Origin of the sequence: Spirosoma sp. KNUC1025 (assembly GCF_045160025.1) — a bacterium.
Lineage (GTDB): Bacteria > Bacteroidota > Bacteroidia > Cytophagales > Spirosomataceae > Spirosoma.
In genome coordinates this window covers 5200123-5220719 of record NZ_CP087139.1, presented here as the reverse complement: position 1 = coordinate 5220719, position 20597 = coordinate 5200123, and the positions used below count along the sequence as shown (strand labels likewise).

The following is a 20597-nucleotide window of genomic DNA, read 5'->3' as shown; positions in this document are numbered from 1 at the left end:
ATCAATCCGTGAATTGGTGGTTGTACAGAAGTAAACGCCGAATGGCCGTTTCCATTTCGGTCGTGTACGTTGAAAACCTGTACGAGGGGCTACGTGTTTGACGTATCCAATTCACTGGACACTTCGGCGACCAGGCCGATCCCACCTGTTTCATCTGTTTTTGAAAAGTTGAATTTGGTTGGTCCGTGGACTCACACCGACGGCCAGATAAGTAGGGCTGGCCTGCAAAACATGCCGCCCCCGAATCACCAATCCTTTGAAGCGCTTCAGCCAACGTTCTACCTCTTCCGGGTCGTAATATTTCATGTTGCCGCAGGCGTGAACCGACTCCAATCCAAACGCTTTGCGCAGGTACTCGAAAGCCGGGGGCGTCATATTATACTTGAGGCAGATCAGTTGCTTGCTCAAAAGGTGAGAAGTGGAGTAGGAGACATGGGAAACAGGGGGCAGATTATGAATGGGCTTGAACTGGGCAATGGCCTCCTGCTGGAGCCGGTCGAGCTGATCTTTCTGACAGGGCATATAGCAGAACCGGGTGAAGGATTGACCCACCGTTTTGTGGTTCAGAAGTTGTGCATAGAGATTACTGGTCTGCCCTACGAAGATGACCTGGTCGCTCTGATTGATCAGGTAATAGATACAATCCTGATTTGGGCTTGGTGTTGCCTGAGCCAGAATATGGCTTAAGTCGAGGTGGCTTTTTGCGATTTTGGTGGCGTTTTTCATGTACTAAATATACTACAAACAATACGTATATACAACAAAAAAGATGTATATTTTTAATTATTTTTTTAGCTTTGAACATGGCAGGACGAAAGGAAAAAAAACGGGATGTTGAAGGGAAATGGCTGAAGGAAGCTTTAGCCCAGCAAGGAATATCGGTGTATCGCCTAGCCAAGGAATTGGGCTACAGTCGGGAGAAGTTTTACCGGCACATCAACAACCGGACGTACTTGAGCAGTGAGTCGTTGGGCGAGCTGGCGCGCAAATTCCCCAGTATGAACATGCGGTACGTACTAACCGGAGAAGGCTCACCAAAGACATAATGGCTGCATTCCATCAGCGGTGACTCTGGTCCTATAGATTTCCGTTTCGGCGACTGGTCGTCAAGCAGGAGTTTGCATGGAAGGGTTATGAGCTGTAGAGCGAAACGTATCGGTTACGGATGAAGGAGTAGTCATTTAATCTGTTGTTCTTCTTACCTAATCAAGCCAGAATCAGCGGTTTGATTATCCACAAAAAAAGTTTTACTGGCATGCCTTCCCGTTTGCTGATTTGCCTGCTCCTCGGTGGTTCACTCCTGATCTGCATGTCAGAGGTGAAAGCGCAGATTCGGTTTCGCGTATATGGTCAGATCATTGACGGGGCTACGGGAAAACCACTCCCGAATGGGTCTGTCTATGACAAAAAACAGGGTGCTGGGACAGTCACCGATAGTCTGGGAAATTTTAGTATGCAGCTGCTGCCCGGCCCGTATAACCTGACTTTTTCTGCTGTCGGGTACAACACACGCAGCCGGTTTCTGGAGATTGGCCGCACTGCTGTACGCCTGCAGGTGGCACTGAATCCCGATACCCGGCAGTTAGATGAGGTGAACGTAACGGGGCGAACGCCAGATGCCAATGTGTCGGCCACGCAGATGAGCGTCGTGCGGCTGGACATGAAAAACCTGCGTAACATGCCGGTTGTATTCGGAGAGGTCGATATACTAAAAGCCCTTACCCTGCAGCCGGGTGTAAGCACGGTTGGTGAAGGAGCGGGCGGCTTTAATGTGCGCGGGGGACGTACTGACCAGAATTTGGTGCTGTTAGACGGCGCTCCTTTGTTTAGTACCAGCCACTTACTGGGGTTGTTCAGTAATCTGAATGCGGATGCCATTCAGGACGTAACTCTCTACAAAGGCGGTATTCCCGCTGCGTATGGTGGCCGGCTGTCGTCGCTGTTGATGATGAATACAAAATCCGGTGAAACTGACCGGCTCCACATAAGTGGGGGGGTAGGCCTGTTAACCAGTCGGCTGATGGCGAATGGGCCGGTCACCCGTAATAAGAAACTAACCATGCTGGCCAGTGGCCGGATTGCCTACCCGTCTTTTCTGTTGGGCCTGTTTCCGGCTCCAACCAACAAAGACCGCGCTTTTTTCTACGATCTGAATGGGCGGCTGACGTACCGAATCAACGAAAACGCCCAACTGTCCGCTACGGTTTATCGCAGCTTTGATACGTTCAAATTTCCTCAGGATACGCTCTATACTACCCAATCGGCGCTACTCACGGCCCGCTGGAGTCAGCGGCTGAGCCCGCGTTTATCGTTCAACGTAACAGCCACCCAAAGTGATTACCGCTTTTATCTGGATGGCTTAACGGCTGGTAATACGTATCGTTATCAATCCACCATCCGCCAGCGGGATGCCCGGCTGGATGGGGTCTATACGACGCCCGCCGTTGGCCAAAAAATCAGTCACCGACTTGAGTTTGGCGGTTCGCTAACGGGCTATAGCCTACTGCCCGGCTTCATCGCTCCAACCGGCAACCAGTCCAATGTTAACCCGCTGCGGTTGCCCACCGAGCAGGCACGTGAATGGGCTGGTTATTTTTCGGAGGAGTGGACGCCATTCCGAGCCCTTTCGGTACAGGCTGGGATTCGCTACGCACAGTTTACCAACGTAGGACCCGGCGTGGCTTACCAGTATGCAGAAGGGCAGGCCCGTACCCGCGAAAGTATTATGGACACACTTCAGTATGGACCTGGGCAGGCTATTGCGCAATATAGTGGCTGGGAACCCCGGCTGACGGTGCGGGCGACGCTAACTGCCCGTAGCTCGGTGAAAGTCAGCTATAACCGTACGCGTCAGTACCTGCATCTGATTTCCAACACAACGGCCATTTCGCCCGTCGATTTCTGGAAAGTTAGCGATGGACTCGTATTGCCCCAGGTCGCGGACCAGTTTGCTCTTGGGTATTTTCAGAACTTCAACGAAAATCAGTACGAAACCTCTATCGAAGTTTATCACAAAACGTTAGAGAACCTGGTCGAATACCGCAACGGGGCGACCTTGTTGTTGAACCCGACTTTGGATGCCGATTTGTTACGCGCGCAGGGAGAGGCTTATGGCGTTGAGCTTAGCGTGCAAAAAACAAAAGGGCTGCTGACAGGATTGATTGCTTACACCTACTCCCGTACGTTAGCCAGGGTGCCCAGTCCGTATCCCAACGTGCAAATCAATGGGGGCAACTGGTATGCGTCGACATTCGACCGGCCCCACAACCTAACGATTGCCACCCAATGGAAATGGAGCCGGGGCTGGACGTTTGGAACGAACTTCGTCTATACCAGTGGGCGACCAACAACTTACCCCGATGGTAGCTATCGGCTGAATGGGACTAAAGTGCTGGATTATTCCCAGCGAAATGCGGATCGGATACCAGATTATCACCGTCTGGATGTGTCTTTTACCAAAGATGGCCGCCGAACACCGGGTCAGCGGCACTATAGCAACTGGTCTATTTCGCTCTATAATGTATATGCCCACAAAAATCCGTACTCGATTTATTTTCAGCGGGTAAACACAACGACCAGGAGCTATCAGCTCTCGGTCTTTGGCACAGTCATTCCGTCGCTGAGCTGGAATTTTACATTTTAACCCGGCAGCGATTCGTACTGGATCTTCCGCTGATAAGTGAATGGCGTTTTTAGGTTGACTTGCAGATAATGAGCTGTTTTGATTTTTTTAATCGTCTTAACGCTACGTTTCCCCGCCCGCAAACGGCGCTTTATTTTCTGGCGACGCTGGTGTTTATGGCGGCCTGCCAAACGCCGGATAGTCTGATTCCTATCCAACTGACAGACCCGGTTACGGCTTCGCAGGCATCCCTGGTGAGTGTTCAGCCGACTGGCAATACCTCGGCGGAAGTCATTGTAAAAAGTATTCGGCTCGAACCGTCAGACTGGCAACTTCTGGCTACCTCCGCTGATGGAAACAATCCGGTCCTTACGTCAGGTGAAACCAAACCGTTATCCGACTTCAAATTGACAACCCTGCAATTGAGCGGGCTGGCCGTCGGGAAAACCTACCAGTTCCGGCTGAGCTTTCGCTTCGCAGAACAGGACACACTAACAGCCATTCGTTTGTATACGCACCGACTCGATACGTCCCCCCGCTGGACGCGGCTGGCTCATGCTTCGTTTAGCGGGGGCGACTACACAGCCTACCCTGTAGCTGTGGATGGTATATGTGGTCCCAATCCATTCAATGGTTGCGGTAATCCGGGCACTGGCGCTTACGTAGGAAATATAGTTCAGTTGCTTCGTTATCCGGGTACATTGGGCGCTCATATGGAAATCAAACGCTACGACCGGGCGAGCGATAGCTGGCCTTTCTATGCCGGTAGCGATATACGGGAACCTCGCCACAGAATGGTACAGTATAATTTATTTTTTAATGGTGTAGATCGTTATCAGTTCAGTGGCCTGGGCTATCTGACCGAAGAGAGGGCACCCAGCAAGTATTATTATTACCGGAGCATGTCAGCCATTTTTCCCGTTGGGGGTAGTCCGGTCTTCCCTCTGTATGGTGGAGAGGAAGGCGAACTGGCTTTTTTTACGACAACCGACGAAGCGTATTTTCTGACCCAGAATGGTTCTCCGGCTATGCGAAGCATCCACGCTGATTTTACCCAGACGGTACGTGCGCCTTTACCCGAGTCGCCCGGAACACTCGCCACCTTTTCCATCCGCAACATTGGGTACGTAGTAAACCAGTATCCGGGTCAGCCCACCCGGCTCTGGGCTTATGACCCGACTGTGGATCGATGGACGCAAAAAGCCGATTTCCCCGGCGCAGCTCGCAGTCGGGGAGTAGGCTTCTCACTGGCTCAGCGGGGCTATTTTGGACTTGGCCTTATGCCTGACGGGAAGGGCCTGCGCGATCTGTGGCAATATGATCCGCTGACTGACCGCTGGCAGTACGTAACGAATTATCCCGGACAGGGCAATCAGTTAATGGCCGTATTTAGCGCTCCGGAAGGAGCCAAACCCGAACGCGCCTACCTGGGTTGGGGCTATGAAGCCCAGGCTATCAGTACGGGTGTCAACCGGATCGTGGGCTGCACCGACTGGTGGGAGCTAACCCCCTGACACAGCACAATATGAGGTTTCTAATAACGATGAACGTAATTTTTTACCCTTATGGATGTTGACTTGCGACTTCTAACTGGCTTGTGGCTACGTATCGTTGCCGTATGCCTGCTGCTTTCCTCAACATGGAGTTGTATCGAACCCGTGGATTTACCGATCCGGCAAACGGAGCGACGACTGGTCGTAGATGGGCTCATTACCGACGAAGAGCCACCCTATGTCATCAAGCTGACGTACTCGGGCAATCTGAGTCGGTCGTTGCTCATTCCAGATGAACTGGCCATCAACGGGGCGGTGGCCACCATAGAGGATAACTTCGGAAATCGGGCCCAGTTGATGCAGGACCCTCTGACACCAGCTTACTACTGGATGCGCGACAATCGGCTGCGGGGCGTTCCCGGTCGGGCTTATACGCTTCGCGTTACGTTGCCAGATGGCAGCCGTTACGTCTCCAGGCCGGAGGTTCTGGCCACTGTGGCGCCCATCGAGCGGCTGTACGGTGAATACCAGCCATCCGATCCCAACACGGTGCTGTTCAATCGATTTCTGGTACGTATTGATACCCATGATCCGCCTTCACCAGGTAACTTCTACCGCTGGCAGGCCCTGAGTTATATGCCCGTCTGGCTAGGAGTCAACGATCCGCAGGGTTACTATGACCGTTCGCGGGGGGCAGGCGACGGGAGTTACGCCCCTTTCTACGGTACGTTGACCAACGTATTAAGCGACCAGCTCATCAACGGTAACTTCATCCAGGGCCAGTTGGTACTTGCGCCACCCCTGGTGGCTCTGGGCCCCCAGTTTGTCGAAGTACGACAATATTCGCTTTCCCGCGAAGCGTACCAGTACTGGGTTCTTTATGAGCAACAACTCTCCCGTACGGGCACCATCTTCGACCCTCAGCCAGCCAGTATTGAGGGCAACGTGCGGGCGGAAGCCGATACAAGCAAGCTCGCGCTGGGTTATTTTGGGGCTTCAGCCGTCAGCCGACAACGTATTGTGATGAATACCGATAGCCTGGATTACGGGAAATTCGTGACTCGTTTTGGGCCTATTCTGTTTAGAACACCCCCGCCGGATGTTCCAGGACTGGCGCGTGAACAGGCCGAAGCTGCTCCCCCAGCCAAATGGCTTACCTATGGGAAGTAGTCCTGTGTTCTACCCCGGTGAAAATGGCAATCCGGTGAATAGTCAGCATGGAAATAAAATAGCTAACCTGACCGTGCCTGATGGTTAACGGACCCGTTTTGCCGATGCAAAAAGACTCCAACGTTTATAGCTATACCGCCGTAGGTTATCTAATGATTTGTTTAAGCTGGTAGGTATACGCTAAAAGTTGCCCCTTTATTTAGTTGACTGCTGGCTGTGATGGCTCCGCCATGATTAGCAACCACCTTTTCACAGATGGCCAGCCCAATGCCTGTTCCGGCAAATTCACGCTTGCCATGTAGCCGTTGAAACACCTGAAAAATGCGATCCAGGTATTTTTCATCGAAACCTATTCCATTGTCTATGACATCAATCCGGTGGTAGACCGGAGCTACTCGGGCGGGCTTCACCGACGGGGGTAAGGCTGCGCTGGCAACACGCGCTGAGCGAATCGAAATCTGAGGAACAATACCGTTCCGACGAAACTTAAGTGCGTTGCTCAGCAGATTCTGAAAGAGTTGACCCAGTTGAGTAGCATCACCCGAAAGACTCGGCAGGGGCTCAACCGTTATCTGGGCACCGGTTTCCAGGATGACCACCTCCAGGTCGGTCAATACCCGCTCCACCACCGACCCCAGAGGGACTAATGTACTCATATCCCGCTGAGTGGATATACGCGAATAATTCAGCAGGTCTTTAATCAGGCTCGACATTCGACTGGCGGCCGACTGCATCCGTTCCAGGTAAACCAGTTCTTCGCCGATTGAGGTTGCGTAGCGGGTCTTCAACAGATCTCCGAACTGCTGAATCTTCCGCAAAGGCTCCTGCAGGTCATGAGAAGCCACATAGGCAAAGGTTTGCAGGTTATCGTTAGAACGTATCAGCAGGCTATTGGCCTCTTCCAGTTCCTCATTCAGGGCTGCATACTCTTCATTGCTGGCTTCCAGCTCTTCATTGGTGGCCGCCAGTTCTTCGTTAGTAGCTGCCAATTCTTCATTTGCAGCTGCCAGTTCTTCGGTACGTTGCTGCACCTGCTGCTCCAAAGCCCACTGCGTTTGCCGCTGCTCGGTAACATCCCGCATGCTGCCGACTAGCTTTTTCGGATTTCCCTGCTGATCAGAAAACATTTTTGCCTGAGCCCGAACGATGCGATGCCGACCAGTGCGCTGGGTAACGATGGTGTACTCCTCATCCAGCAGGCCATCCGAATCAGGCGAAGCAGCTCGCTTTACGGCTGCTTCAAGCCGCGCCTGGTCCGCTTCATGAATAGGGCTATACAGCCGATCCCACTCGATAAAGTCGTGGGTAAACTCAAAGAGATCTTTAAGTCGTGGGGAGTAGGTTGTTATACCGGATTGCATATCCAGCTCCCAGGTTCCCATATCAGCCACTTCAATGGCGCCACGCAGCGTAGCTTCCGCTTCCTGTAGCTGCTGGCGTGCTTTGACTTCCTGGGTGACGTCAATAGCAATGTCGAGGATGGCATATATCTCACCCGATGCATTACGTACCGGCGAGTAAGAGATATTATAGTAGTTGTCCGTAAGCACCCCGTTCTGTATAATCTTAACCAGCGAGCCCGGCGAGATGAAGGGGTCTCCCGTGGTAAAGACATCATCCAGAATCTGGAGAAAGGGCTGACCTTCACTGATTAGCTCGGGCATAGCCTCCCGAAGCGGGAGCCCTGCTATATGAGGACCTTTGCCCACAATATCGATGAAGGTTTGATTGGGGTTATCAATCACCAAATCTCGCCCCACAAACAGTCCTATACCCGCCGGAGCTGTAGCCAGAATGGCCCGTAGCTTGCTTTCGCTTTCCTCAACCTTTTTGCGGCTCATCACCTGCTGGGTCACGTCGGTAGCCACGACCAGAATACCCTCTACATCCCCATGAGTACCCTTTCGGGGCTGGTAGGTTAGATCGACGTAGATTGTTGTCAACTCACCATCGCGCAGGATATCCACCGCTATCTCAGGAGCAATAAATGGGGTCCCTGTGGCAATGACGTTATGGAGAATGGCATCAAAACCCTGCCCTTTGATTTCAGGGAGAGCCACCAACAACGGCTTGCCTACCAGTTCCTCCGGTTTACGCGCTACCAACTGCCCATAAAAGGGGTTAACCCATTGAAACACCAGTGCTTCATCGGTGCTGATGGTAGCCAGCCCAATCGGCGATTGCTCAAACAAGGCCAGCAGTTCGCGTTGGTTCTTGGTTGCCTGCAGCTGAATTAGTACCTGCTCGGTTACGTCTGTAGCCATACTAATGATTCCATACACTTGGCCAGCCGCGTTACGCAGAGGCTTGTAGGTGAAATCAAAATAATGAAGCTGGGTTTCGCCGTTAATCACCAGTTCTCCTGGCATGGCTTTAGCTTCATAGGTTGTCCCGGATGTGTATACCTGATTTAACAACTGTAAATAGGACTGAGAAGCCAGTTCGGGTACGGCGACAGTGGCTGGTTGACCGACAATGGAAGCCGCTTTCCCTAACATGCGAATCATGGCTTCGTTGGCCAGTTCGATAATATGCTCAGGCCCGACCATGAGCATCGTTGCCACGGGCGCTTCTTCGAGCAGCGAACGAAATCGGGCCTCACTTTCCTGAATTTGTTCCTGAGCTTGCCTAATGTCTGTGATATCCCGAGTCGTGCCGGCTATGGCCTCCACTTCGCCCAACTCATTCAGAACAGGCGCAAAAACGTAGTCGTAAATTCGTTTACCCAGTGTAGCATGGGGAAAGGACACCTCGCCCCGAACGGTTTGTCTGGTAGCCATCACCTGGTCGATTTCCCGTTCGTGCATCTGGGCGTGCCAGGGTTCATAACCATTTTCCAACAAGCCCTTTCCAATGGATTTTTCCCAGGTGCTGCCCCACATATCCAGCAGTGCCTGATTGGCATAAGCGAACCGATAGCTTCGATCAAACACCATACACCAGGTCGGGCGTACTGGCCGTGATGGCTTCGTACATCCGTTGCTGCCGCTGGGCCTGGTGAAGGGCAGCCGTTTCTTGTTGCCGGGCAAGCTCCTGCTGTGTGACATCCTGTGCTACGCCCGCAAAGCGATAGACCTCACCAACTGATGAAAAGGAACTTCGCCCGTAGAAGCGTACCCACCGCAGCTTACCATCATCAACGCCAAGTGTCCGGAAGGTTTCGTCATATACACCATCCGACTGCGGATTCATTGCCCACTGCATGGCCTTAGTGACCCGTTCAACATCATCGGCATGGATGTATTGAATTGCCTGCTCATAAGTCAGATCGCTAGGCGTTGCCAGACCGAATAATTCCCGGCAGCGATCGTCCCAGATAATTTGATTGGTAACCGGATCGAACTCCCAAACCCCAAGTCCGGCCGCCTGAAGAGCAAAATGTACGTCAAGTGGGGTGTTCCGTTTATTCGTGGCGTCGGAAGACTGTTGATCACCGGTCATAAAATATTAGCAAGAGTGATAGTACAGGTGGCTATTGGTTCAGTTCCTGTGTTCTCTATTAACAACCCGACTTATAAACATCTTGTTGTCTGAAAATGCCCAAACTGAAGCGGAATTCAAGTGTATCCCGATAGTCAAGTTATTCTCACCAATCTCTAGCTAAGTAGTTTTTAGGGCTAGAAGCGGGGGCTGGATATAAAAAGCTCAGAAAAGACGGTGAGCTGTTACGCACCTATTTTTAGCCTCATCAGGTGAAGGACCGAAGAGCAATCGAGGATCGGTATTCTATCACTTTTGACGAAATTCTGAACGTATTCTGAAAAGTAGATCAACCACATAGTCTTGTTTTACTAAGTCTATTCATGCTTCATATGGGCTCAACGATTCTGTTCCTGATGATTTGTTTCACTACGTTATAGGCGTCGAGGTCAATGCACACGAGCGGGTGATTGGATATTTCTCGTGAATAATGGCTATTCTAAAAAATAAAAAGCCATAACTAATTAGTTAATTAGGGCGCTTTCTGTCATCCCGACGGCAGGAGGGATCTTCGCTCGGGATTGAGTTTTCTATCTTACCGAAGATCCCTCCTGCCGTCGGGATGACAGAAACACGTAAACCCGTTGTTTTCAATATGAGGTATTTTTTAATGATCCTGCTTGGCGCGAAAAGTTTGATCACTTTGGCCCAGCTAACTACTCTGGACGATAAAAACGAAGCATTCACACGTACTGTTTATGTAACCGGTGGCGATACGTTGCCCTATCGTTTGTTGTACCCCGTAAATTATGATGCCCGTAAGAAATATCCACTCGTTTTGTTTCTTCACGGCAACGGCGAACGGGGAAATGATAATAACAGGACCCTGCTTCGAGTCCCTGCCAGCTTAACAAGCCCATCAGGTCGTCAAACGTATTCCTGCTTCGTGGTCGTACCCCAATGTCCAAAAAATCAGGTCTGGGTTTCCTTCCCGAACTTTCCCAATAGCCTTCAAACCTCGGCTCAGCTTACCAGTCCTGCACAATTGACGCTGGCGCTGGTTGACCAGTTGATGAGTCGTTTACCCATCGACCGAAATCGATTGTACGTAACCGGTTATTCCAGCGGAGGGGAGGGCACCTTCGATTTATTAACCAGAAAGCCGGACTTGTTTGCTGCGGGCATACCGATTTGCTCAGTTGGAGACACCTCCAGGGCGTCACGGATTGCTTCGATACCGATCTGGGCATTTCATGGCTCGGCCGATAACGTCAACCCAGTTATATACTCCCGCTTGATGGTTGCGGCACTACGTAAGCGGGGCGGGCAGCCAAAATACACCGAATACCCCGGGCTCGGGCACAACATTGTCGACACCGTCTATACCGAATCCACTTTATTTGAGTGGTTATTTGCGCAAAAAAAGCGCTGAGACCACTTACTTTAGGGTTGCCATCTCCACTGCCAACAACCGGACTGGTTTTGACGCGTATTGGTATTAGATCGATATGGCCGCGTTATCGTTACGTTCGGCTGTGGTCATGCTTTGGCCATTGAACCAGCGCTGGTTCAATGGATCGTTAAAAAGAGGTAATTAGCTATCAATTAGCTGTAAAAGGCAGATCATAACGATTACTTCTTAGTTCATCATGCATTCAGTATGCGAGCTGAGTGAATACCAGTTGCAACTGTGGTTCGGCTCCGCCTAACGAGCTTTAGTGAAAGCTAGATACCTAAAGTCTATAAATCATCAACTGGAAAATCAAAAGCGCTGGGTAACTAAATTATTAGTTACCCAGCGCTTTTAGGAGGTACCGGGAGCCGGACTCGAACCGGCATGTCCTTGCAGACAATGGTGTTTGAGACCACCGCGTCTACCGATTCCGCCATCCCGGCGACAGAATCGTCTCTGATCCCAGAGATGCGTTTGTCAAACGTGGGTGCAAAAGTAGGGTTTAATGAATAATGTGCAATGAATAATGAGTAATTCGTGTGGATTTTTTTGATCCAGTAGCCTAACTCCGTGACGATCAGATTGCATTGGACATTAGCGATTAGTCAGGGTCGTTAGTCACTACATACTACTCATACCGTAATGCTTCGATGGGGTCAAGTTTAGAGGCTCGTACGGCTGGGTAAATACCCGCAAATAAGCCCACCGTTATACACACCACAATTCCCAGACCCATCCAGGCCCAGGGGACAACAAACCCGCCCATACCTCGACTAATAATTCCGGCAATTAAATTCCCAACGCCTAATCCCAGAATGATTCCACCAACGCCACCCAGCAGGCAGATAACAATGGCTTCAATTAGAAATTGCTCACGAATACGCTTGGGAGTGGCACCCAGCGATTTTCGGATGCCAATTTCGCGTGTTCGCTCTGTAACGGATACGAGCATGATGTTCAGCAGAGCAATGGAAGCACCGAGCAACGTAATAAATCCGATCCCAAAACCGCCGATGCGCAGATAACCCGTAATGTTTTCGGTTTCTTTTGCCAGATCGTCAGCCCGCTGAATCTCGAACGAATCGGGCTGACCCAGTTGGTCACGCCGGACGAGCCGCATGGTACCTCGTGCTTCGCCAACAGCCTCATCCTGATCCGATACGGTTGGTACGGAAGCGGTAATGTCGAAGGTGAGTTGCTGGCTACCGGCAAGTGCGCGGGCATTATCGAGTGGAATCAGAATGCTCCGGTCGTCGCTCCCCCCGAAAACCCGCCTTTTTTGGCCAGAACACCTATAATTTTGTATTGAGTGCCCGATACGCGGATGACCTGATTGAGCGGATTCAGCTTTTTCTCGAACAGGGTATTGGCCACTTCATCGCCAATAATGGCTACGTTCAATCCATATTTCAAATCATTCTGCGTCAGGTTATGGCCACTTTGCAGCGTAAAGCCCTTGACGGTCAGGTAAGCATCATCGCCCCCGGTAAGCTGAACGTTTGGGTTTGTTTTTTTAGATCCGAATTTGGCCTGAGCCGATCCGCTAACAACGGCTGAAACAGTGATGGTGGCGTCATACGGAAACTGCCGTTTGAACCGAGTAGCATCGAAATAATTGATAGGTTTATCCTGTTTCTGAACGCGCCCACCACGCCGAAACGCATCCTGGCGGGCTACAATGCTGAATGTGTTGGCTCCCAATCCGGCAAAACTGCTGTTTACCGAACTTTGAATGCCGTCGATAGCTGTCAGGATTCCTACCAGCGACGTAATGCCAATAGCAATAATCAGCGAAGTCAGTATTGTCCGCAGGCGATTGCCAGCTATGGAACGTAACCCTTCGCGTATGTTTTCGAGTAGGTTCATGAGCAGAGGGCGGGGAGCGAGGTGCACGGGCAATTTATGCTATCCCTGTTCCATACACCTCGCTCCCCGCTTTTTTCGCACAAAATTTGTGTATCTTTCGTTATTACAAAACTACCGAGTGCATTCTTAATAAGGAAACCAATGAAACGGCTGCTGTTACCGCTTGTCCTAATTCTGACACTTATGGGTCATGCCTGGGCGTCTAAGATTCTGATTCCCATGGACGATTCCCAGAAGAATCATTTAAAAGCATACGGTATAGCCTATTGGGTCCTGAAAACGCACGATACCGAAATTGACTGGTTGCTCAACTACCGGGGTGGCTCGTTTATGATGCCCCAAAGTCAGACGTTCATCAACGAAATGGTTATTCGTGGGGTTAGTTACGAAGTTATTTCCGATGCGCAGGCCGCCCAGATACTTAGCGAAGTAAATGCCGCCGATGCCAATATGGATGCGGTGAAATTACAGAAACCCCCTAAAGTTGCGGTTTATTCTCCTAAAACCAAGCAGCCCTGGGATGATGCTGTAACCATGGTGATGACATACGCTGAGATTCCCTACGATGTTGTGTTTGATGAAGAGGTGATGAACGGCAAACTGCCCGAATACGACTGGCTGCATTTGCACCATGAGGATTTTACGGGTCAGTACGGGAAATTTTTCCACTTTAAAGACCAGCCCTGGTACATCGCCCAGAAGCGGGAAGCTGAAACCATTACGCATAAGTTCGGCTTCACAAAAGTGCCGCAGCTGAAACTGGCTGTCACACAGAAAATTCGTGATTTTGTATTGGGAGGTGGGTATCTATTCGCCATGTGTAATGCCACCGATACGTACGATATCGCTCTGGCGGCACGTAACACGGATATTGTTGATACGTTTTATGATGGCGACCCAGCGGACCCAAATGCCAACAATAAACTGGATTACAGCCAGACATTCGCTTTCCGGAATTTTCAGGTGTATACAAACCCGTATTTAATTGAATTTTCCAATATCGATAACCAGCCTGAGGAGCGCGGCCTGAGCGAACACAACGATTATTTCACCCTGTTTCAATTTTCGGCCAAATACGATCCCATTCCGACAATGCTTACCCAGAATCACCAGAACGTAATCAAGGGGTTCATGGGGCAAACAACGGCGTTCAAGAAAAATCTGATTAAGCCCGAAGTGGTCATTATGGCCGAAAATCGGGCTGCGGGCGAAGCTCGCTACATCCACTCGCCCTATGGTCGCGGGTTCTTTACGTTCTACGGCGGTCATGATCCGGAAGATTACCGGCACGAAATAGGCGAGGAGCCTACGGACCTGAATCTGCATCCAAATTCGGCAGGTTATCGCCTGATTCTGAATAATATCCTGTTCCCCGCAGCGAAGAAGAAGAAACAGAAGACCTAGTAGTTTTAGTCTCCATTTTTTTTAATTTGGCGACGTGAATTACTTCGTTACGTATGAATACCTTCACAGAATCCCAACGTTTCCGCCAGGGGTGGGTGTGGCTGTTTGTCGCTTTCAGCGCACTGATAACCCTTGGTGCTCTGTTAAGCGATCCTGTAACCTGGCATGTGGTAATACCATTCGTTTTTATCGTGGTGCTTCTCTACGTTTGGCGACTGGACACCCGCTTAGATGCCGAAGGTATCCATTATCGCGTTTTCCCCATTCTTCCCTGGCGAACAATTCCCTGGAGTGCAATTCAGTTGGCTTCGGTACGTGTATATGGCTTTGTGGGTTATGGCATTCGGTGGGGACTTGAAGGCTGGGTTTATAATGTTGCGGGTAGAAAAGGGTTACATATCAATTATCTCAATGGCCATCACATCACAATCGGTACGCAACGACCCGAAGAAATACAGCATTTTCTTGAACAGCTGCATGTGCCGTAACCCTGAAGGAAAAGTAGAGCCGAGTTAAGATTGGATAACTACAGTCCGATTGTTTTCCGCGAACTTTGCCGCTCAACAATCAGCTCTCGACTGTATGATTCGCATCTTTCAGCAGGATGAAACTGCCGTCCGCAAAATCCGCGATATCGATTCGTTTTCCAATACCGAGCGGACTCTGTGGGTAGATTTACAAAATCCGACGCCCTCCGAAATCAAAAGTGTTGAGGAGAAATTCGATGTCGATTTTCTAAGCCAGCAGGAGCAGTTGGAAATTGAAAGCAGTTCGCGCTACATTGAAGAGGATGATTTTCTGATTGCTAATTCCAACTTTCTCATTCCCGACGCCGAGCAACGCTATACCAACGTACCGGTTAGCTTTCTGCTGAAAGACGATACGTTGTTTACCTACCGCAACGCCGACCTTAAATCGTTTGCCGACACCGTAAAGCGCATCAAATCACGCCGGGGGTTATTCAGTGATGGTGCGCAGATTCTAATTTCAATTTTTGAATCACGGATTGATTACGATGCCGATTTGATTGAGTTGGTGTCAGGTGAAATCAAGGCGATCAACCGGATGCTTGACCTCGATGCTACACTCGACAAGGAGATGCTGCTGAACATCAACGATTATCAGGAATTAACCATGCTCATTCGCGAAAATGTCGTTGATAAACAGCGGGTTATTTCGGCCATGATTCGTTCAGATGGGTGGTTCAACGAGCTGGAACAGCAGCGGCTGCGCACGTTAATCAAAGACATAAATTCGCTGATCGACCATACTAACTTTATTTTTGAACGGCTGGAATTTCTGCAGAACACATACCTCGGTCTGATTGATCTGGAACAGAACCGGGTTGTCAAAATCTTTACGGTTGTGTCGCTTGTATTCCTGCCGCCTACCTTATTGGCCAGTATCTGGGGGATGAACTTCGACCAGATGCCCGAAATTCACTGGAAATATGGGTACATTTTTGCCTTAACCATGATGGTTCTATCCTCGGCTTTGACGCTCTGGATATTCCGGCGTAAAAACTGGCTGTAAATCAGGGAGTAACGTAAAAAATTGTAGCGATGTCCACTTGCCAGGCAGTTACTTTTCTGTTTATTAGCGTCTGATTTTCAAACAAAAATCCCATCTCAGATTTATGGAACAGGCGCAAACCAAACTTGAGCTTTTTTATGCCCAGCTTGTAACTTTTGTTACAATTTATGGCGGCCGTGTATTGCTGGCTATTATAACTCTTTTTGTCGGCCTGTGGGCCATCGGCTGGGTCGTAAGGTTATTATCTGCTGCCATGACCAAACGGCACGTTGATCGGGATGTGCAACCGTTTCTGTTGTCATTGGTTAGTGGCCTGCTCCGGGTGTTGCTGTTACTGAGTATTGCCAGTACGCTGGGGATACAAACCACCTCGTTTGTTGCCATTATCGGAGCTGCCGGTTTGGCGGTCGGATTAGCGCTTCAGGGTAGTTTGTCCAATTTTGCTGGTGGGGTGCTGATCTTGATTTTTAAGCCGTTTCGCGTTGGTGATCTGATTTCAGCACAGGGCTTTACGGGGAACGTTGAGGCCATTCGTATTTTCGATACTACGCTGGTGACGCCAGATAATAAAACAATTATTCTGCCCAACGGAGCTTTATCAACCTCGGCTATCATGAACATCAGCACAAAAGGCGTGATACGTGTCGATCAGGTATACGGGGTGGGTAGCCAGAACGATCTGGAAAAAACAAAAGCCTCCATTCAGGCCGTTGTCGATGCCTGCCCGTTTGCGCTGAAAGACCGGCAACACGATGTGCTGATCACAAAACTGAATCCCAATTCCCGCGAGTACGATGTTCGGGTATGGACCAATAGTGATAATTACTGGGCTACGTATTATTACATGCTCGAAAACATTGCCCGTCAGTTTGCCAAAGATGGTATTGAAGCGCCAAAACCGAAGATGTTTATTACGAATGAAGAGTAACGACCAGCCAACTTTCCCAGCGTAATTAGCTATGCATAGCCCGTCTGATAATCAGATGGGCTTTTTTGTGGTTACTACGTAAAGATTATTCCATGCCGCATTAAACGATTGGGCGACTGCTTAGTCTAACTACAGAGTAGGGTTACTCCGAATAAACAAATTGAAATATGGCTATCCAGAAAACAATGAAGCTAATCGCCCTGATTATGGTGGTCTTAGCCGGGTTTTCGTTCCCCACTACCGTTGCTGCTCAACCGGGGGTTAGTGTTCCGATAGAATCGTTTTATAATGAATTAGCTCCATATGGTCAGTGGGTGCAGCATCCCGGCTATGGCAATGTTTGGTTACCAAGTGCGGGGCCTGATTTTCAGCCGTATGCGTCGGGCGGCCACTGGGTGGTTACGGAATACGGAAATACCTGGGTCTCAGACTATGCCTGGGGATGGGCACCTTTCCATTACGGTCGCTGGATTTATGATCCTGCCTACGGTGGTTGGCTCTGGATTCCGGGTACCGACTGGGGGCCAGCCTGGGTATCGTGGCGGTCAGGAGGTGGCTATTACGGATGGGCACCGCTGGGCCCAGGCTGGGACGTCAACGTCAATATAAACATTCCGGCTCCTTACTGGACGTTCGTTCCGCAGGTTTACATCACCAGTCCGAACCTTTACAGTTATTGTGTGCCGCGGCCACGGGTGGTCAATATCTACCAGAATACAACGATCATCAACAATTATTACCGGACTAATAACCGGGCTTATGTGTATGGACCGCCCAGAGGGGATATTGAACGGGTCACCCGACGTAGCGTTCCGGTATATCGTATCGACCACATGGACCGCCCTGGCCGTTCAGTAGTAGGCAATGGATCGGTTGGTTTTTACCGCCCCGGCGCTTCGAATGACTATCGAAGGGATTACAGCCGCAGCGACCGTTATGACCGTAATGATCGTTTCGATAATTCGCCACGGCCTAATTATGGCGGGAATACGACACCCAATAGAAATTACAACGGCGAGGCTGGTCGGGATTTCAACGGAAATTCTACGCCGAACCGGACTTACGACCGAGGAAATAACGCTCCGGGACGAGGTGATTACAAGGGAAATTCGCCTGCCAATCCGGGAAACGATTATAACTCAACACCCGCTACTCCACAAAATAATCGTTTTGAACGTAACCGGGGCAGCTATACACCAACTCCGCAGCCGGGAGGCTTTCAGCCGCGTAATCCCCAGCCGGATAATGTCAGTCCTCAGCCCAATCGTTCGTTCGAACGGCAGGGTGGAATGAATCCGCAGGCCGCGCCAAGTGGACGAAGTGGTGCTGATTTTCAGCGTGTGCCAAATAACCAGGGCGCACCAGCTCAACAGCGTAGCCAGGGGCAGTTTCCGAATCCGGGTGGTGGCGAACGCCAGTCGCGGGGGCCACGCTAGGCAAGCTTGTTAACGATTGATTTGGGTAGGGTTGCCGAATAGCCTATGTAGCTATTCGGCAACCCTACTTTGTTATTACCCAGCTACGAAAATCGCTTATCTGATTTGTTGGCTGGCTTTTTTAACTTTAAATGGTTGATAGACGATCCGTTCGATCCGCAAGATCGGATCGATAAAAAATCGCATTCGATACGGTGAATCGGTTCCGATTAGGGACACGTAATCTCTGGTAATTCTAATAACGTATAGTGGGAGGGTCACTAAACTGCGCCAGATGCTTTCTGGCAGGTTTTTTGCACGTATATTTCCGTTCTCTAACCTGTTGTTTCACCATTTACAAAAATCAAGTATGAAAACGAATATTGGCATTTCTGCCGAAAACCGGGAGGTTGTAGCCCATCAGTTATCGAAATTGCTGGCCGATGAATTTGTACTCTATACCAAAACGCTCAATGCCCACTGGAATCTGGAAGGAATAGATTTCCATTCGGTGCATCTGTATTTCGAAGAACTGTACAACCAATCGGCTGAGATCGTCGACGACGTAGCCGAGCGTATCCGCCAGTTAGGGCATTATGCACCGGCTACCCTGAAGAACTTCCTGCAACTGACCCACCTGACCGAGCAGGATGAAGACGGCAACGACAGTAAAAGCCTGATTCGGAAACTGTTGAGCGATCATGAAAGCATTATTGAGTTCATTCGGGGGAATATCAACGAATTTCAGGATGCCCACAAAGACGCCGGAACCAGCGATTTTGTTACGGGACTTTTGGAGAAACACGAAAAAATTGGATGGATGCTACGTGCGCATCTCAAATAATGATCGACAAAAAATGATCTGGGGCTCTCCTCAAGTTATACCCGATAGTTCTTCATAACCAAAACAGACTCAGTATGGCATCATTCTTCAACAAAGGGTTTGGCCGCAAACACCCTACTGCCAATGCCGACCGAATCCCACCCGGCCAGTACGAAACACATGATTTTCCGGTACTGACAGCTGGGCCAACCCCTCGTATTCCACTTACAACCTGGACATTTTCATTAGATGGCCTGGTTGAGTCGCCTTTGAAGTGGTCGTGGGAGGAATTCAATGCCTTGCCCCAGCAATCGTTTACCAAGGATATTCACTGCGTAACGAAGTGGTCGAAGCTCGATACGCACTGGAAAGGGGTGAGCATCGAGACGCTGCTGGAGCACGTTACGCTCAAACCCGAAGCGCAGTACGTAATGGCTTATTCGTATGGTGATTATACGACGAATATTCCGTTGGAAGACCTTCGGCATGGGAAGGCGTTTGTCGGTATTAACTTTGACGATAAGCCGCTGGCGGCTGAACATGGCGGCCCGGCCCGGCTCGTCATTCCGCATCTCTATTTCTGGAAAAGCGCCAAGTGGATCAAAGGGTTACGGTTTATGGAACATGACCAGGCTGGTTTCTGGGAGCGGGGCGGGTATAGTATGTATGGCGATCCCTGGAAAGAACAACGGTACCGAAGCGACGACTAAATGGCTCGTATTCAATGGCAATTAGGGAAAGTTACCGCGATTATTCAGGAAACTCCACTGGTCAAAACGTACCGAATCCAGCTTCCTGACTGGACTCCGCACTTACCCGGTCAGCATTATGATTTGCGATTGACGGCTGAAGACGGCTATCAGGCGGAGCGTAGTTATTCCATTGCCTCAGCTCCTGAACAAACAGGTGAAATTGACCTGACGGTTGAATTCATGGAGGATGGCGAGGTATCTGGCTACCTGCACGAAGGCATTGGTGTGGGCGATTCATTGGAGGTACGCGGACCGATTGGTGGTTATTTTGTCTGGCGGGATTCGATGGCGAATCGTCCGCTATTTTTGGTGGGCGGAGGTTCGGGCGTAGTGCCGTTGATGGCTATTGTCCGTCATCGGTTTCTGATTGGCGCGAAAAACCCGACGCAACTGCTGTTCAGTGTTCGTATTCCCGAAGAAACGATTTATCGGACGGAGTTGGATCGCATGGCGCAGCAGGATACTACGTTTCAGTTGTCGATAACCTACACCCGGCAGGTTCCCGCCGATTGGCAGGGATACCACCGACGAATTGATCGGCAGATGCTAACCGACCAACTGCGTCAGTTCAAAGAACCGCCCGTTTGTTTTATTTGCGGCCCAACGCAGCTGGTGGAGTTTGTAGCCAATGAACTGGCCGAAATGGGCCTTCCTCCGGCCGATATTTATACCGAGCGATTTGGTCCTACTGGTACGTAACGTTTTAGATACAACCTGA

16 protein-coding genes, 1 tRNA gene and 1 pseudogene are annotated in these 20597 nt (G+C 50.2%); 13 read left to right on the top strand and 5 right to left on the bottom strand.

From position 1 onward, the window contains the following. Positions 1–150: 150 nt before the first annotated feature. Positions 151–726 (bottom strand): hypothetical protein, encoded by a 576-nt coding sequence (locus tag LN737_RS22815; RefSeq protein ID WP_405512245.1) that lies wholly within the window; start codon positions 724–726, stop codon positions 151–153. A gap of 77 nt (positions 727–803) precedes the next feature. On the opposite strand from LN737_RS22815, the gene LN737_RS22810 reads away from it, so the two are divergent. From LN737_RS22810 to LN737_RS22795, 4 genes are all read left to right on the top strand, one after another. After that, entirely contained in the window at positions 804–1046 is a 243-nt protein-coding gene (locus LN737_RS22810; RefSeq protein ID WP_405512243.1) for a helix-turn-helix transcriptional regulator, read from the top strand. Positions 1047–1255: 209 nt separating this feature from the next. Beyond that, positions 1256–3643: a TonB-dependent receptor gene (locus LN737_RS22805; protein WP_405512241.1), complete on the top strand. Its 2388-nt coding sequence runs from the start codon at positions 1256–1258 to the stop codon at positions 3641–3643. A gap of 68 nt (positions 3644–3711) precedes the next feature. Continuing rightward, positions 3712–5136 (top strand): hypothetical protein, encoded by a 1425-nt coding sequence (locus tag LN737_RS22800; protein ID WP_405512239.1) that lies wholly within the window; start codon positions 3712–3714, stop codon positions 5134–5136. A gap of 51 nt (positions 5137–5187) precedes the next feature. Continuing rightward, positions 5188–6285 (top strand): DUF4249 domain-containing protein, encoded by a 1098-nt coding sequence (locus tag LN737_RS22795; protein WP_405512237.1) that lies wholly within the window; start codon positions 5188–5190, stop codon positions 6283–6285. 161 nt (positions 6286–6446) lie between these two features. On the opposite strand, the gene LN737_RS22790 is transcribed toward LN737_RS22795, so the two are convergent. Then, positions 6447–9221 carry a PAS domain-containing protein gene (locus LN737_RS22790; RefSeq protein ID WP_405512235.1) on the bottom strand — a complete coding sequence of 925 codons (2775 nt, stop codon included), beginning with the start codon at positions 9219–9221 and terminating at the stop codon, positions 6447–6449. Continuing rightward, on the bottom strand, positions 9211–9726 hold the full coding sequence (locus tag LN737_RS22785) for a PAS domain-containing protein (RefSeq protein WP_405512233.1): 516 nt from the start codon (positions 9724–9726) through the stop codon (positions 9211–9213). The genes LN737_RS22790 and LN737_RS22785 overlap by 11 nt, the downstream gene beginning before the upstream one ends. 634 nt (positions 9727–10360) lie before the next feature. Here LN737_RS22785 and LN737_RS22780 point away from each other — a divergent pair. Continuing rightward, positions 10361–11137 carry a prolyl oligopeptidase family serine peptidase gene (locus LN737_RS22780; RefSeq protein WP_405512231.1) on the top strand — a complete coding sequence of 259 codons (777 nt, stop codon included), beginning with the start codon at positions 10361–10363 and terminating at the stop codon, positions 11135–11137. 380 nt (positions 11138–11517) lie between these two features. Here the strand turns inward: LN737_RS22780 and LN737_RS22775 are convergent. Beyond that, positions 11518–11601, bottom strand: a tRNA-Leu gene (locus LN737_RS22775). Between the two features lie 185 nt (positions 11602–11786). Then, positions 11787–13024 (bottom strand): annotated as a pseudogene (locus LN737_RS22770) (ABC transporter permease). Between the two features lie 141 nt (positions 13025–13165). Here LN737_RS22770 and LN737_RS22765 point away from each other — a divergent pair. From LN737_RS22765 to LN737_RS22730, 8 genes are all read left to right on the top strand, one after another. After that, entirely contained in the window at positions 13166–14428 is a 1263-nt protein-coding gene (locus tag LN737_RS22765) for an asparagine synthetase B (protein ID WP_405512229.1), read from the top strand. A gap of 53 nt (positions 14429–14481) precedes the next feature. Further along, positions 14482–14916 (top strand): hypothetical protein, encoded by a 435-nt coding sequence (locus LN737_RS22760; protein WP_405512227.1) that lies wholly within the window; start codon positions 14482–14484, stop codon positions 14914–14916. A gap of 94 nt (positions 14917–15010) precedes the next feature. Then, positions 15011–15961, top strand: a complete 951-nt coding sequence (gene corA, locus LN737_RS22755) for a magnesium/cobalt transporter CorA (protein ID WP_405512225.1) — start codon at positions 15011–15013, stop codon at positions 15959–15961. Positions 15962–16064: 103 nt separating this feature from the next. Beyond that, the gene (locus tag LN737_RS22750; protein ID WP_405512223.1) at positions 16065–16889 is read left to right on the top strand and encodes a mechanosensitive ion channel family protein; all 825 of its coding nucleotides are present in this window, start codon (positions 16065–16067) and stop codon (positions 16887–16889) included. Between the two features lie 167 nt (positions 16890–17056). After that, positions 17057–18325 (top strand): DUF6600 domain-containing protein, encoded by a 1269-nt coding sequence (locus tag LN737_RS22745; RefSeq protein ID WP_405512221.1) that lies wholly within the window; start codon positions 17057–17059, stop codon positions 18323–18325. A 349-nt stretch (positions 18326–18674) separates the two neighbouring features. Further along, positions 18675–19148, top strand: coding sequence for a Dps family protein (locus LN737_RS22740; RefSeq protein WP_405512219.1), 474 nt, complete (start codon positions 18675–18677; stop codon positions 19146–19148). 74 nt (positions 19149–19222) lie between these two features. Then, the gene (locus tag LN737_RS22735; protein WP_405512217.1) at positions 19223–19837 is read left to right on the top strand and encodes a sulfite oxidase-like oxidoreductase; all 615 of its coding nucleotides are present in this window, start codon (positions 19223–19225) and stop codon (positions 19835–19837) included. After that, positions 19838–20578 (top strand): ferredoxin reductase, encoded by a 741-nt coding sequence (locus tag LN737_RS22730; protein WP_405512215.1) that lies wholly within the window; start codon positions 19838–19840, stop codon positions 20576–20578. It abuts the gene before it with no gap. Positions 20579–20597 lie beyond the last annotated feature (19 nt).

Bases quoted from the DNA above. Each gene is read 5' to 3' on its own strand.
- LN737_RS22760 (WP_405512227.1), top strand. From the start codon at position 14,482: ATGAATACCTTCACAGAATCCCAACGTTTCCGCCAGGGGTGGGTGTGG.
- LN737_RS22735 (WP_405512217.1), top strand. From the start codon at position 19,223: ATGGCATCATTCTTCAACAAAGGGTTTGGCCGCAAACACCCTACTGCC.
- LN737_RS22745 (WP_405512221.1), top strand. From the start codon at position 17,057: ATGGCTATCCAGAAAACAATGAAGCTAATCGCCCTGATTATGGTGGTC.
- LN737_RS22795 (WP_405512237.1), top strand. From the start codon at position 5,188: ATGGATGTTGACTTGCGACTTCTAACTGGCTTGTGGCTACGTATCGTT.
- LN737_RS22810 (WP_405512243.1), top strand. From the start codon at position 804: ATGGCAGGACGAAAGGAAAAAAAACGGGATGTTGAAGGGAAATGGCTG.
- LN737_RS22730 (WP_405512215.1), top strand. From the start codon at position 19,838: ATGGCTCGTATTCAATGGCAATTAGGGAAAGTTACCGCGATTATTCAG.
- corA (WP_405512225.1), top strand. From the start codon at position 15,011: ATGATTCGCATCTTTCAGCAGGATGAAACTGCCGTCCGCAAAATCCGC.
- LN737_RS22750 (WP_405512223.1), top strand. From the start codon at position 16,065: ATGGAACAGGCGCAAACCAAACTTGAGCTTTTTTATGCCCAGCTTGTA.
- LN737_RS22785 (WP_405512233.1), bottom strand. From the start codon at position 9,726: ATGACCGGTGATCAACAGTCTTCCGACGCCACGAATAAACGGAACACC.
- LN737_RS22805 (WP_405512241.1), top strand. From the start codon at position 1,256: ATGCCTTCCCGTTTGCTGATTTGCCTGCTCCTCGGTGGTTCACTCCTG.
- LN737_RS22800 (WP_405512239.1), top strand. From the start codon at position 3,712: ATGAGCTGTTTTGATTTTTTTAATCGTCTTAACGCTACGTTTCCCCGC.
- LN737_RS22765 (WP_405512229.1), top strand. From the start codon at position 13,166: ATGAAACGGCTGCTGTTACCGCTTGTCCTAATTCTGACACTTATGGGT.
- LN737_RS22790 (WP_405512235.1), bottom strand. From the start codon at position 9,221: ATGGTGTTTGATCGAAGCTATCGGTTCGCTTATGCCAATCAGGCACTG.
- LN737_RS22780 (WP_405512231.1), top strand. From the start codon at position 10,361: ATGAGGTATTTTTTAATGATCCTGCTTGGCGCGAAAAGTTTGATCACT.
- LN737_RS22815 (WP_405512245.1), bottom strand. From the start codon at position 726: ATGAAAAACGCCACCAAAATCGCAAAAAGCCACCTCGACTTAAGCCAT.
- LN737_RS22740 (WP_405512219.1), top strand. From the start codon at position 18,675: ATGAAAACGAATATTGGCATTTCTGCCGAAAACCGGGAGGTTGTAGCC.